The 13,616-nt window shown below is 63.1% G+C and carries 10 protein-coding genes; 2 read left to right on the top strand and 8 right to left on the bottom strand.

Translation table 11 applies throughout. From position 1 onward, the window contains the following. Positions 1–35: 35 nt before the first annotated feature. The 6 genes from mnmA to ACEW7X_RS05120 form a co-directional block, all read right to left on the bottom strand. Positions 36–1,157, bottom strand: coding sequence for a tRNA 2-thiouridine(34) synthase MnmA (gene mnmA / locus ACEW7X_RS05145; RefSeq protein WP_068373882.1), 1,122 nt, complete (start codon positions 1,155–1,157; stop codon positions 36–38). Between the two features lie 74 nt (positions 1,158–1,231). After that, positions 1,232–2,587: an FAD-binding oxidoreductase gene (locus ACEW7X_RS05140; RefSeq protein ID WP_372726452.1), complete on the bottom strand. Its 1,356-nt coding sequence runs from the start codon at positions 2,585–2,587 to the stop codon at positions 1,232–1,234. A 333-nt stretch (positions 2,588–2,920) separates the two neighbouring features. Further along, positions 2,921–3,982 carry a 3-deoxy-7-phosphoheptulonate synthase AroG gene (gene aroG / locus ACEW7X_RS05135; protein WP_068373886.1) on the bottom strand — a complete coding sequence of 354 codons (1,062 nt, stop codon included), beginning with the start codon at positions 3,980–3,982 and terminating at the stop codon, positions 2,921–2,923. A 341-nt stretch (positions 3,983–4,323) separates the two neighbouring features. Further along, positions 4,324–5,781, bottom strand: a complete 1,458-nt coding sequence (gene tldD / locus ACEW7X_RS05130; protein ID WP_127773455.1) for a metalloprotease TldD — start codon at positions 5,779–5,781, stop codon at positions 4,324–4,326. Between the two features lie 84 nt (positions 5,782–5,865). Next, entirely contained in the window at positions 5,866–6,702 is an 837-nt protein-coding gene (locus ACEW7X_RS05125) for a carbon-nitrogen hydrolase family protein (protein ID WP_068373893.1), read from the bottom strand. Positions 6,703–6,817: 115 nt separating this feature from the next. Beyond that, complete coding sequence (locus ACEW7X_RS05120; protein ID WP_257740687.1) at positions 6,818–7,456, bottom strand: DUF4136 domain-containing protein; 639 nt, start codon at positions 7,454–7,456, stop codon at positions 6,818–6,820. Between the two features lie 234 nt (positions 7,457–7,690). Between ACEW7X_RS05120 and pepN the strand changes: the two genes are divergently transcribed. Both pepN and ACEW7X_RS05110 read left to right on the top strand, forming a co-directional pair. Further along, positions 7,691–10,399, top strand: a complete 2,709-nt coding sequence (gene pepN / locus ACEW7X_RS05115; RefSeq protein ID WP_068373896.1) for an aminopeptidase N — start codon at positions 7,691–7,693, stop codon at positions 10,397–10,399. A gap of 39 nt (positions 10,400–10,438) precedes the next feature. Then, the gene (locus ACEW7X_RS05110) at positions 10,439–11,458 is read left to right on the top strand and encodes a class 1 fructose-bisphosphatase (protein ID WP_068373898.1); all 1,020 of its coding nucleotides are present in this window, start codon (positions 10,439–10,441) and stop codon (positions 11,456–11,458) included. Between the two features lie 161 nt (positions 11,459–11,619). On the opposite strand, the gene ACEW7X_RS05105 is transcribed toward ACEW7X_RS05110, so the two are convergent. Both ACEW7X_RS05105 and ACEW7X_RS05100 read right to left on the bottom strand, forming a co-directional pair. Next, a complete protein-coding gene (locus ACEW7X_RS05105) occupies positions 11,620–12,990 on the bottom strand; it encodes a YfaP family protein (RefSeq protein WP_242611461.1) in 1,371 nt (456 codons plus the stop codon). Next, on the bottom strand, positions 12,983–13,540 hold the full coding sequence (locus ACEW7X_RS05100) for a hypothetical protein (RefSeq protein WP_420177701.1): 558 nt from the start codon (positions 13,538–13,540) through the stop codon (positions 12,983–12,985). The genes ACEW7X_RS05105 and ACEW7X_RS05100 overlap by 8 nt, the downstream gene beginning before the upstream one ends. Between the last annotated feature and the right edge of the window lie 76 nt (positions 13,541–13,616).

Genomic DNA, 13,616 nt, shown 5'->3' with positions numbered 1-13,616 from the left:
GTTTTACTTGCCCACCTATCAGGCGCGGCTCTGCGTCAGAGAATGATCCCGCCGCCCAGGCATACTTCGCCCTGGTACAGCACCGCCGATTGTCCGGGCGTCACTGCCCATTGCGGTTCATCGAAGGTCAGTGTGAAACCACCCTGCCCGTCCGCCGTCAAGGTGCAGGCCGCATCCTGTTGACGATAGCGGGTCTTGGCGGCATAGCGCCCTGGCGCCGGCGGTTCGCCAGCCACCCAACTGGCATCCTGCGCCGTCAGCGTGTGGCTGAGCAGCCACGGATGGTCGTGCCCCTGCACGGCGTAGAGAACATTTTTCTTCAGATCCTTGCGCGCCGCATACCAGGCCTGAGCGGTGCCATCCTCGTTCTGATGTCCCTTGACCCCGCCTATGCCCAGGCCCTTGCGCTGGCCCAGCGTATGGAAGGCCAGGCCCTGGTGGGTGCCCAGCCGTTCACCTTCCGGCGTCAGGATGGGGCCGGGCTGGGTCGGCAGATAACGGTTGAGGAACTCACGGAAAGGCCGCTCCCCGATGAAACAGATGCCGGTGGAATCTTTCTTCGTGGCATTGGGCAACTGCAGTTCCGCCGCGATACGGCGCACTTCAGTCTTGGGAATTTCGCCCAGCGGAAACAACACGCGTGACAACTGCTCCTGGCTCAGCCGGTGCAGGAAATAGCTCTGGTCCTTGCTGCCGTCGAGCGCCTTGAGCAATTCGCTGCGCACGCCATGGCCTGAGGGCACGCGACGCACCCGGGCATAGTGACCGGTGGCAATCCAGTCCGCGCCCAGGCTCATGGCATGATCCAGGAAAGCGCGGAACTTGATTTCCGCGTTGCAAAGCACGTCAGGATTGGGCGTGCGGCCGGCGGAATACTCCCTCAGGAATTCCGCAAACACCCGATCCTTGTATTCCGCAGCGAAATTCACCGCTTCGATATCCACACCCACCAGATCGGCAACGCTGGCGGCATCCAACCAGTCTTGCCGGCTGGAGCAGTACTCGGAATCGTCGTCATCTTCCCAGTTCTTCATGAACAGGCCGACGACCTCATAGCCCTGCTGCTTGAGCAGCCAGGCGGAAACGGAGGAATCGACGCCGCCGGACATGCCGATCACGACACGGCCGCGGGAAGGAGCGGAAGAAGAAGCAGTCATGGAATTCGCAATGCGGCGGCGCGACAGGCCACGCCGCCGTCTATGACAGTGAAATGCCCAGGTCAGGCAAGGCCTTACCAGGCGATGATCTTGCCCGGGTTCAGGATATTGTTGGGATCGAAGGCATGCTTGAGCGAGCGCATCAGTGCAATCGCATCCTCGCCATGCTCTTCGGTCAGGAACTGCATTTTATGCAAGCCCACGCCATGTTCGCCAGTGCAAGTGCCGTCGGCGTCGATTGCGCGGCGCACGATGCGGTGGTTGATGGCCTCGGACTCTTCCCATTCTTCCTTGCTTTCCGGGTCCAGCATCATCAGCACGTGGAAGTTGCCGTCACCGACGTGGCCCAGAATGGTGGACGGAAAGCTAGCCTTGGCCAGATCTTCCGCCGCTGCCGTGACGTTCTCCGCCAGGCGGGAAATGGGCACGCACACGTCAGTCGTGCTTGCCAGGCAACCCGGACGCAGCTGCACCGATGCAAAGTACGCATTGTGGCGCGCCGACCACAGGCGGTTACGGTCTTCCGGGCGTTCCGCCCACTCGAAGTTCTCGCCGCCATGTTCACGCGCCAGTTCCTGCACGATTTCAGCCTGCTCGCGCACGCCCTCAGGGCTGCCATGGAATTCGAAAGCCAACAGCGGCGTTTCGCGCAACGTCAGCTTGCTATGCTGGTTGACCGCACGCACCGAGGCTGCATCCAGGAATTCCACGCGTGCCACTGGCACACCCATCTGCACCGTGTCGATCACGCAGCGTACGGCGTCGTCCAGTGTGCTGAAGTTGCAGATTGCCGCCGACACCGCTTCCGGCAACGGGTACAGGCGCACCGTCACTTCGACGATGATACCCAACGTCCCTTCGCTGCCCACGAAAACGCGGGTCAGGTCGTAACCAGCGGAAGACTTGCGCGCCCGGCCTGCCGTACGCACCACCCTGCCATCGGCCGTTACGACCGTCAACGACACCACGTTTTCGCGCATGGTGCCATAGCGCACGGCATTGGTGCCCGAGGCACGGGTTGCCGTCATGCCACCAATACTGGCGTCGGCTCCCGGGTCGATGGGGAAGAACAGGCCGGTATCGCGCAACTCCTCGTTGAGCTGGCGCCGCAGGACGCCAGGCTGCACGGTAGCGGTCAGGTCGCCTGCATCCACCGACAGGATGCGGTTCATGGCCTGCAGGTTCAGCACCACGCCACCTTGCGCCGCCAATACGTGTCCTTCCAGCGACGAGCCTGCGCCATAGGGAATCAACGGCACGCCAAATTCATTACAGAGCCTGGCGACGAACACGACTTCTTCCGTCGATTCCGCAAACACGACGGCATCCGGCGGCATGACGGGATAAGGAGATTCGTCGCGGCCATGGTGTTCACGCACCGCAGCCGCTTCCGAACAGCGACTGCCGAAGCGTTCACGCAGGCGTTCCATGAAAACGGCAGGGATGGCACGAGGCGCCTGGATGGATTCGATATGGGCATTCATGATGGTTTGTCTTCCTGGCGCGTAAATCGCCGTCACCCTCAGGGCCGGATTTCAGCGCCGTTTATTATCAATAGAGACGCGGCCCAGGCCGCGCAGCCGCACTGCCCGCCGCGCCCGCATTCCGGCCGCCCACGGGCCTGCGCACGGCAGACGCCTGAAAAGCAGCGCGGGGAGGCGCCACGCGCAGGATCTCGTCCAGCGCCTGCGCCTCCCCGCAGGAAACGGGCCCGTTCCGCAGGAATCTTCCCGCGAGGACAGGCTGCGTTTAGGATAGCATTTTTATACCAACACTTCGCGGCGGTCATGCACCGCTGCGGCCAGCTGCTCCAGCACCGCAACAGACTCATCCCAGCCGATGCAGCCGTCGGTAATGCTCTGCCCGTAGACCAGCGGCTTGCCTTCCACCAGGTCCTGGCGGCCGGCCACCAGGTGACTCTCGACCATCACACCGACCAGCCGTCCATCGCCTGCACCGACTTGCGATGCAATATCCGCCACGACCAGCGGCTGGTTTTCCGGTTTTTTGCTGCTGTTGGCATGACTCGCATCTATCATGATGCGCGGGTCCAGACCATTGGCCAGCATCAGCGCACTGGCAGCTTCGACGCTGGCATGGTCGTAGTTGGGCTGCTTGCCGCCACGCAGAATGACATGGCAATCCTCGTTGCCAGCCGTGCGTACGATGGCAGAACGCCCACCTTTGGTCACCGACAGGAAATGGTGGGGCTGCGACGCCGCACGGATGGCATCCAGCGCAATCTTGACGTTGCCATCCGTGCCGTTCTTGAAACCCACCGGGCAAGACAACCCGGACGACAGTTCGCGGTGCACCTGGCTCTCCGTGGTACGAGCGCCGATGGCACCCCAAGCCACCAGGTCGGCGATGTACTGCGGCGTGATCATGTCGAGGAACTCACAACCGGCAGGCATGCCCAGCTCATTGATTTCCAGCAGCAGGCGGCGCGCCAGGCGCAGGCCGGCGTTGATATTGAAACTGCCGTCCAGGCCGGGGTCATTGATCAGTCCCTTCCAGCCTACGGTGGTACGCGGCTTCTCGAAGTACACCCGCATGATGATTTCCAGGCGGTCGGACAGCTGTTCGCGGATGGGCTGCAGGCGGCGGGCATATTCCAGGGCGGCAGCGGGATCATGAATGGAACACGGGCCAATCACGACCACCAGCCGGTCGTCCTCGCCATGCAGAATCCGGTGCACCGCCTGGCGGGCATCATGAACAACAGTGGAAGCTCTTGCCGAACACGGCAATTCGCTGATTACCTCAGCTGGTGTAGCCAGTTCCATGATTTCTTTGATCCGCAGGTCATCGGTATTGTGAGACACGGAGACACTCCTGTTTTAGATAATTTCTGCGCCAACTGCGCCCGACGACATACGAAAAAAAGCCGCCAGACAGTGCTGGCGGCTTTTTCAGGGAAACGGGTAGAAAACCTCAGGTACGACGCGTCCCTTCCTCCGCCAGCGGCATCGGAAAATAGTACGCAAAATAAAATCGTGCATTGAGGATGTTCATGTAATTCATGGTAGCACAAAAAATTCCGCCGTCACGCCTCATTTTCAGGCTATGCATTAGTTTTCTTTAAACGTGGCGAAAATACAAACACGGCGGCCTGGCCGCCATGTTTGTCATATGCGGGTGCCAGCCACACCGCTGCAGGCAAGGTTCAGGCGGTGCCGCCCACGGTCAGGCCATCCATGCGCAAGGTCGGCATGCCCACGCCGACCGGCACGCTCTGCCCTTCCTTGCCACAGGTTCCCACACCACCATCGAGCGCCATGTCGTTGCCGATCAGACTGATACGGTTCATGGCATCCGGGCCGTTGCCGATCAGCGTCGCGCCCTTGACCGGATACGTCACCTTGCCGTCTTCGATCATGTAGGCCTCGGACGCGGAAAAGACAAATTTCCCGCTGGTGATATCCACCTGCCCGCCGCCGAAATTGACCGCATACAGGCCTTTCTTCACCGAAGCGATGATTTCCTCGGGCGGCGTCTGTCCGCCCAGCATGTAAGTATTGGTCATGCGCGGCATGGGCAGATAGGCATAGGATTCCCGCCTGCCGTTGCCGGTAAGCGGCACATCCATCAATCGCGCATTGAGCGAATCCTGCATATAGCCGCGCAGGATGCCATCCTCGATCAGCACATTGTGCTGCGTGGCGTTGCCTTCGTCATCAACATTGAGCGAACCACGCCGCCCTTCAAGCGTACCGTCATCCACGACTGTCACGCCCTTTGAGGCAACGCGCTCGCCGACGCGGCCGGCAAAGACGCTGGAACCCTTGCGGTTGAAGTCACCTTCCAGGCCATGGCCGACTGCCTCGTGCAGCAGGATACCGGGCCAGCCCGGCCCCATGACCACAGTCATTTCCCCGGCGGGCGCGGGCCGCGCCTCAAGGTTGACCAGCGCCTCATGCACCGCGCGTTCCACATAGCCCTGCAGGATGGCATCGGTGAAGTAGGACAGGCCGGCGCGGCCACCGCCGCCACCATGGCCCATTTCCCGGCGGCCGTTCTGTTCGGCAATCACGCTGACGGACAGACGCACCAGCGGCCGGACGTCGGCCACCAGCCGGCCATCGCTGCCGGCCACCAGGATCACATCATGTTCCGCCCCCAGGCTTGCCATGACCTGTATGACGCGCGGATCGCGGCTGCGGGCCATGCGCTCGACGCGTTCCAGCAGCGCCACCTTGTCCGGTGCATCCAGGGTCAGCAAAGGGTCCAAAGACGGATACAGCGCCCGACCCACCGGCGCATCACCGGCAAGCACCTGCTGCCGTCCCGCTCCACGGCGGGCAATGCCGCGGACCGTGCGCGCCGACGCCAGCAAGGCCTCGGCCGACAGGTGATCGGAATAGGCAAATGCGGTCTTCTCACCCGCGATGGCGCGTACGCCCACACCTTGCTCGATGGAGAAGCTGCCGCTCTTGACCACGCCTTCTTCCAGGCTCCAGCCCTCGCTGCGGGTGTGCTGGAAGTACAGGTCGGCATAATCGACGCGGTGCGTGAAAATCTCACCCAGCGCGCGCGCCAGGTGGCTTTCGTCCAGGCCCCAGGGGTCCAGCAGGACGGCCCTGGCGGTATTGAGGGCATCCAGCCCGGGATCAATTCGTTTCATAGACTCTTCAACAATTAATTGGGCCGCCGGAACCGTCACCCGCACGGGCAGCGGCTCGTTTCCCGGCAGCCAGCACCGGCGGAATCAGAGCACGCGATGGCGCAATGCAGGCAGGTCGGTGCGTATGCTGGCGATGCGTGCCGGGTCGACGACGCCGCTGACCACACCCGGCCCTTCTTCCAGTACGTCGACAATCTCGCCCCAGGGGTCGATCAGCATTGCGTGCCCCCAGGTGCGCCGGCCGCTGGCATGGCGTCCGCCCTGCGCCGGCGCCAGCACATAGCATTGGTTCTCGACGGCGCGCGCGCGCAGCAGCAGCTCCCAGTGGGCCTTGCCGGTCGTATAGGTGAAGGCCGCAGGCACCAGCAACAGGCTGACGCTGCCCATGGCCCGGTACATTTCCGGAAAGCGCAGATCGTAACAGGTCGAAAGCCCGACCCGCCCGCAAGGCGTATCGAACGTGCGGACTTCGCTACCGGCGCGAATCACGCGGGATTCATCGTAAGACTCCTGGCCGCGAGTGAAACTGAACAGGTGGATTTTGTCGTAGCGCTGCACGCGCTGGCCATCCGGCCCGTACACCAGCTGGGCATTGAACAGCCGGCCCGCATCACCGCTTGCCAGCGGAATGGTGCCGCCAGCCAGCCAGATGCCATGGCGGCGCGCCTGCGCCGACAGGAATTCCTGCAAGGGGCCGGCGCCATCCGTTTCGATGATGGCGAGTTTGTCCTCGTCCTTCAGGCCGATCAGGCAGAAATATTCCGGCAGGGCCACCAGCCGCGCGCCGCCAGCGACCGCCTGGGCAATCAAGGCCTCGGCCTGCGCCAGATTTTCCTGTACGTCCGGTGTGGACACCATTTGTATGCCTGCCACCGGCAAGGCTGAATCAGCCGCCAATGCTTGCGCCGCGAGTTCCGACATGCAGTTTCCCCTGGATAACGCGATAGCCGGCAGGCACACGATGCCTGCCGCCTGCTGCCAGCGTTCATCCACGCCGGCGCATCGACAGGATCGTAGCAGGTTTCACCCAGGCGCTTCAGTCGCTCAATTGATAATTCACGCGCCGCACCTGGCCGTTATTACCAGGGAAATGATCGAAGACCGCCCTGAAGAGATAAGGTGCGACTTCCAGGCTTTCGGAATCCCCGGCCCCCACATGCTCGGCTGTCGAGCGATACACTTCTTTGCCTTCGTTGTCCTGGTCCTGGATCGTTACCGTCAGGCGGTATTCCTTGGCGGCCACCGGGCGCGTCACCCATTCGGGCGGTCCGCCCCAATAACCATAGCCGTAGCCATAGAAACGTGGCCGGAACCCGGGCGGCCCCATGCCCCACCAGATCGGTTCCTCGACCAGTGCCGTCACCGGCTTGATCTGGTAACTGAAGCCTGCCAGGAAGCGCGCCGGCGCGCCATCTCTGGCCTCGACCAGACCCGTTGCCCCGAGCGCGGCGCGCAGCATGTCTTCATAGGAAGAATATTCGAGGTTGCCGCGGCTCTGTTCGGGTGTGTCTATCCGGTAGGTCTGGCCTTCATAGCTGTCCGACCACTGCTGGAAGCTGGTCACGCGCGCCGAGATGCTGGACGCGCAGCCTGCCAGCATGAAGACGGTCAGGCCCAGGCCCAAGCGCCAGCCGGGCCAGCGCCCCCTGTGCGAGATTCCTGTTGTCCGGGACATGAGATACCTCCTGGCGATCGTAAGTCGTAAGCCTGGCTGAATATTCTATTGCTAAGACTGTCCCGCGCCCGAAAAGTTTTGTGCCGGCGGTTTTGTTCCTGTTTTCATGGGTTTCCGCACGCCTTGCCGCTGGGCCGGCGCGCAGCCCGGAACAGGCTTCAGTCCAACCGGCACAGTTCTCCGGTGCGGACGACTACAATGTAGCCGTCCAATCTCGAGCATGATGACATCGCTATGCGCCACGCCAGTCCGACCACAATCCTGCGCCAGGATTATCAAGCCTATCCGTTCCAGATTCCGTCGATCGAACTCGAATTCGACCTGGCAGCTGAAACCACCCGGGTCATCTCCCGCCTGCACGTGCAGCGCAAGCCAGATGCGCCTGCCCAGGCTGCCTTGGTGCTGGACGGCGAAGCACTGACGCTGCAATCCATCCATGTCGACGGCCAACTGCTCGACGCCAGCCGCTACCAGGTGGACGATGCCAGCGGCACGCTGCGCATCGACGGCCTGCCCGCCGATGCACAGGTACAGATCACCAGCCTGTGCCGCCCGGCGCAGAACACCACGCTGATGGGTCTTTACGTGTCTGGTGCCAGCCTGTTCACCCAGTGCGAAGCCGAAGGCTTTCGCCGCATTACCTGGTTTGCCGACCGCCCCGATGTCATGTCGCGCTATCGCGTCACGCTGCGCGCGAGCCAGGCCGATTATCCGCTGCTGCTTTCCAATGGCAACCTGATCGAAACCACTACGCTGGATGGCGGACGGCACCAGGCCGTCTGGGAAGACCCCCATCCCAAGCCCTGCTATCTGTTCGCTCTGGTTGCCGGTCAATTCGATTGCCGTGAAAGCCGGCTGCGTACCCGCAGCGGACGGGAAGCGCTGCTGCAGGTCTATGCCGACCCCGGTTCGGGCACGCAGACCGCCTGGGCCCTGGAATCACTGGAACGTTCCGTGCGCTGGGACGAGCAACGTTTCGGCCTGGAACTGGACCTGGACCGCTTCATGATCGTCGCCGCCCGCGACTTCAACATGGGCGCCATGGAAAACAAGGGCCTGAACGTTTTCAACGCAGCCTATGTGCTGGCAGACCCGCAGACAGCAACGGACGCCAACTACCGCGCCATCGAGGCCGTCATCGGCCATGAATACTTCCACAACTGGACAGGCAACCGCGTCACCTGCCGCGACTGGTTCCAGCTGAGCCTCAAGGAAGGGCTGACGGTCTTCCGCGACCAGGAATTCACCGCCGACATGATGGCTGCCGGCCTGGATGCCGAAGCAGCCGCCAGCGCCCGCACCATCAAGCGCATCGACGACGTAACCGTGCTGCGTGCCGCGCAGTTCCCGGAAGATGCCGGCCCGATGGCGCACCCCATTCGCCCTGACAGCTACCAGGAAATCGGCAACTTCTATACCGCCACCGTCTACGAGAAAGGCGCCGAAGTCATCCGCATGCAGCACACGCTGCTGGGCGAAGCCGGCTTCCAGGAAGGCATACGCGAATATTTCCGGCGCCATGACGGCCAGGCCGTCACCTGCGACGATTTCGTCAATGCAATGGAATCGGTCTACAAGCGCCTGCACTCCGGCAAGGACCTCGCCGTCTTCCGCCGCTGGTACGAGCAAGCCGGCACGCCGCGTGTGCGCGTCGAACTGGATTACGACGCCGCCACGCGCTCGTGCGTGGTCACGCTGTCGCAAAGCAACCCGCCGGTAGGCGTGGAAAAGGAACGCGGCGCGGATTTCATCAAAGCCCCGCTGCACATTCCGTTCGCCATCGGCTTCATCGCGGCCGACGGCCAGGCGCTGACACCCGTGCTCAACGGCCAGCAAGCCGATACCTTCCTGCTCGAACTCACCGAGGCACGCCAGCAGTGGCGCTTCGAGAACATGGCCTCGGCCCCGACGCCGTCGCTGCTGCGCAACTTCTCCGCCCCCGTCATCGTCGATTACGACTGGCAGGATGCCGACCTGGCATTGCTCTCGGCCCACGACGGCAACCCCTTCGCCCGCTGGGAAGCCGGCCAGGAACTGGCCGCCCGCCAGGTGCTGGCCAATGCGGCACGCCTGCGCGGTGGCGAACCAATGCACGCAGACCCGGTATTCGTCGACGCCTGGCGCGCCCAATTGAGCGCCCCCGGCCTGGACGCCGGCTACCGCGCCCGTGCCCTGGCGCTGCCTTCCGAAAAAGCGCTGGCGCAGCGTATGGAAAAAATGGACCCGCCGGCAATCGCTGCCGCACGCGACTTCCTGCGCGCCGAACTGGGCCGCACCCTGACGCCGCTGTGGCGCGCCGCCTACGACGCCAATGAGGTCGCCGGCCCCTATTCGCCCGACGCTCCTTCTGCCGGCAAGCGCGCGCTGCGCAACCTGGCGCTGGCCTACCTGCTGGCAGGCCAGGCCGAAGGCGCGCGCGAGCTGGCGCTGGCGCAATACGATGCCGCCAGCAACATGACCGACGGCCTGGCGGCGCTGACCGCCCTGGTCAATGACAGCCGGGATGCGGCCACCGAGCAACGCCTGGCCGCGTTTTACGAAACCTGGAAGCATGACCCGCTGGTGGTGGACAAATGGTTCGCCCTGCAAGCCAGTTCACGCGCCACCGACGTCGCCGCCGCCCGGCGCCTGCTGACTCATCCGGCCTTCACGCTGCGCAACCCGAACCGGGCCCGCTCGCTGGTCTTCCAGTTCTGCCTGAACAACCCGGCCGGCCTGCATCAGGCCGATGGCGCAGGCTACGCATTCTGGACCGAGCAAGTCCTGGCACTGGATGCCATCAACCCGGAAATCGCCGCCCGCCTGGCGCGTGCGCTGGACAACTGGGCCGCCCATGCCCCGGCGCTCAGCGCCCCGATGCGCGCCGCCATCGAACGCGTGCGCGCGCACCAGCCGTTGTCGCGCAACGTCGACGAGATCACCGCCAAGGCCCTGGCCCTTTGAATCCCCATTTCCTGTTTTTTCACTATTTTCTGGAACAACATGTCCCGTAAAACCCTGACTCAATACATGATCGAGCAGCAGCGCGACCACCAGTGCGTGCCCGAAGCGCTGCGCCAGCTCGTCGAAACCGTCGGCCGCGCCTGCAAGAGCATCGCCCACTCCGTGGGCAAGGGTGCGCTGGGCGGCGTGCTCGGCAGCCTGGAAAGCGAAAATGTCCAGGGCGAAGTGCAGAAGAAGCTGGATGTCATGTCCAACGACATCCTGATCGAAGCCAACGAATGGGGCGGCTGCCTGGCCGCCATGGCATCCGAGGAAATGGATACGATCCGCAAGATCCCCAGCCATTATCCGAAGGGTGAATACCTGCTGCTGTTCGATCCGCTGGACGGTTCGTCCAACATCGACGTCAACGTGTCCATCGGCACCATTTTCTCCATCCTGAAGACGGAACACGCAGGCCAGGACGCCACTGAAGCCGACTTCCTGCAACCCGGCAAGCAGCAGGTCGCCGCCGGCTACGCTGTCTACGGCCCGCAGACACTGCTGGTGCTGACCTTCGGCCATGGCGTGGTCGGTTTCACGCTGGACCGCGATATCGGCGCCTGGGTACTGACGCATGACAACATCCAGATCCCGGCAGACACCAAGGAATTTGCCATCAACATGTCGAACCAGCGCCATTGGGATGCCCCCGTCAAGCGCTATATCGACGAGTGCCTGGCCGGCGAAAACGGCGTGCGCGGCAAGAACTTCAATATGCGCTGGGTAGCGTCCATGGTGGCCGATGTGCACCGCATCCTGATGCGTGGCGGCATTTTCATGTACCCCTGGGATGCCCGCGAACCGTCCAAGCCCGGCAAGCTGCGCCTGATGTACGAAGCCAACCCGATGGGCTTCCTGGTCGAACAGGCCGGTGGCGCCGCCATTGATGGCCGCCAGCGAATTCTTGATGTACAGCCCACCCAACTGCACCAGCGCGTGAGCGTGGTGCTGGGTTCGCGCAATGAAGTCGAGCGCGTCGGCCAGTACCACCAGGAAGCGGACGCAGCAAAACGCTGATCCCGTCCGGCCGCCCCGGGTTGGCATTTGCCCGCCCCCCCCCATGCGGCCTTCGCCCGGCCAGCCCATCCGGCTGAACGAGGCATAGCGGAAAACGGCCCGCCCGATCATGAGAAACCGGGCGGGCCGTTTGGCGTTCACCGCAAGCTCAAGCGGCGCACTTACTGTGGTGTGACGCTCCAGACGCCTTCGGCGCTTTGCGCTACCTTCACATTGAAGACCGGTATCGGTGAATTATTACCACTATTTCCGCGGACTTCGCCCACCGGCAGGCGACGCGTCAGCAATTCCCCATCCTTGGCAGAGGACAATTGCACCGTGGCGGTACGTCCTGCAGCACGCGCATAATTATTGATGCCAATCTGGTATACGCCCGCCTGCAACACGTTCGCATCGCAACTGGCATAGTAGTGTTCCGGCCCATAGGCAATGACGTTGTCGGTATCCAGATAACCGCTCTGGCCGGGCCGGCTGGCATAATAGACATGCGCGCCTTGTGGTTCGAAGGTGTGCAGGTCGACATCACCTTCGCCATCCCAGGTCAGCGTCACGGTAAAGAAACCAGTTTCACCGACCGTCGTCGGCGTCTGAAGCTCACCCAGTGCCTTTTGCATCTGCGCCTGAACCTGGCCGCGTGCAGCACGCGTGCCGTCCAGATAGGTTTCGATCAGCTTGTGACCGGAAGCGTCTACCTTGGAAAACGGAATATTCAGGTTGGCGGCAGGCGTATTGCCAGCCACAGCCCGCAAGCCGCCGATGACCAGGTCGATATCCACCGTGGTGTATTCGCCATTGAGCGTCGGCGCCGCCGTGGCGATATGCACCACCTTGGCGCTGGCCGTGGAACCGCTGACCCTGACGGCTTCGTCATAGGCCTTGTTGACGAACAGATTCCCCTGGGAATGGGCCACCAGCAGCAACTTCTTGCGTTCCGTCACCAGCCCCTGGATGCGCGCGTTGTGACGGATGTAATCCGCCTCCGTGGGCGGCGTGGATGCCATGCCGGCCAGCAACGAGACCATCTTGGCCTTCACGGTGTCGCGCCAGGCCTGGTAGGCGTCGCCGAACGCCTGGTGGCTATCCTTCAGGCGTTCCCACAGCGAAGACTCGCCAGCGCCGCTCAGTGTGCTCCAGAAATACTCCCAGCGTTGCGCGAACACCCCGTCGATTTCCTCGGAACGCTGGATGAAAACTTCTGCAACATCTTCCAGGCTCGTGACATCCGGGCGATCGGCCAGCTTGCCGGAGGTGTTGTAGAACAGTTCGGACGTCACGCGCTCGCCATCATGGCTGTCGCCGGCCAGCAGCATCAGCCGCTCCATGCCGTGCGCGGCTTCGGTCGGATCGTTCCAGACACCGTTGAAAAAGCCCAGCACATAACCGCTGGTTTCGCACAGGCTGGCGGGTTCCTGTTGCGCCAGTGCGGGCTGCACGGCCGCCAGCGAAAGCGTGGCCGCAGCGGCCAGGCCAGCCGCGAACGAACGATAGGAACGCGCCAGGGGAAAGGGAGCAAACCCGAACCGCTTATTCATCGCCGCACCCATTGCCGTCAGGAGATTTCATGACATAGCCGTTGACGGCTTCCATGTAGCGCATATAGGCGCGGGCACGCGTTTCCGTGTTGGCCGTACGGTCGCGCAGGCCGGTCACGGTATTTTCGCCTGCCAGCACATCCGCTTCGCGGCGTACCACACACTTCACGCCAGCCATCTGCTGGGACACCACCTGGCGCAGCGCAGGTTCGTCGGCGACGTCAACCAGCAAAGCCTTCTGATTGGCAGCGGCCAGCTGCATCAGCGCCTGTTTCTGCGTCTCGTTGGCGGGCAGCTGCGTCACCCAGGCCTGGATGTCATCACGCACGCCATTGTCATCGGCATCCACGCCAGCCAGGCTGTCGCTGCGGTCCAGCGCGGGCAAGGTGCCATCCCGCTCCAGTGCTTCGATGCTCGCTGCCGGCGTATTGTCTTCAGGGGGAGTGCTGCCGCCGTCCGAGCCGCCTGAATCATCCCCGCCGCCGCAGGCCGCCAGGGTCAGGCTCAAACAAAACGGCGCAAGCCACGACTTGCGCAAGGAAACATTCATTATGTGTCGCTCCATGGAAGCATGCCTGCCCCGGCAGCGGCCTTGCGGGCACGCTGCCAAGGCCAGCTGCGGAAAA

The organism is Kerstersia gyiorum (assembly GCF_048595715.1).
GTDB classification, from domain to species: Bacteria; Pseudomonadota; Gammaproteobacteria; order Burkholderiales; family Burkholderiaceae_B; genus Kerstersia; species Kerstersia gyiorum.
This window is presented reverse-complemented; position numbering and strand designations above follow the sequence as displayed.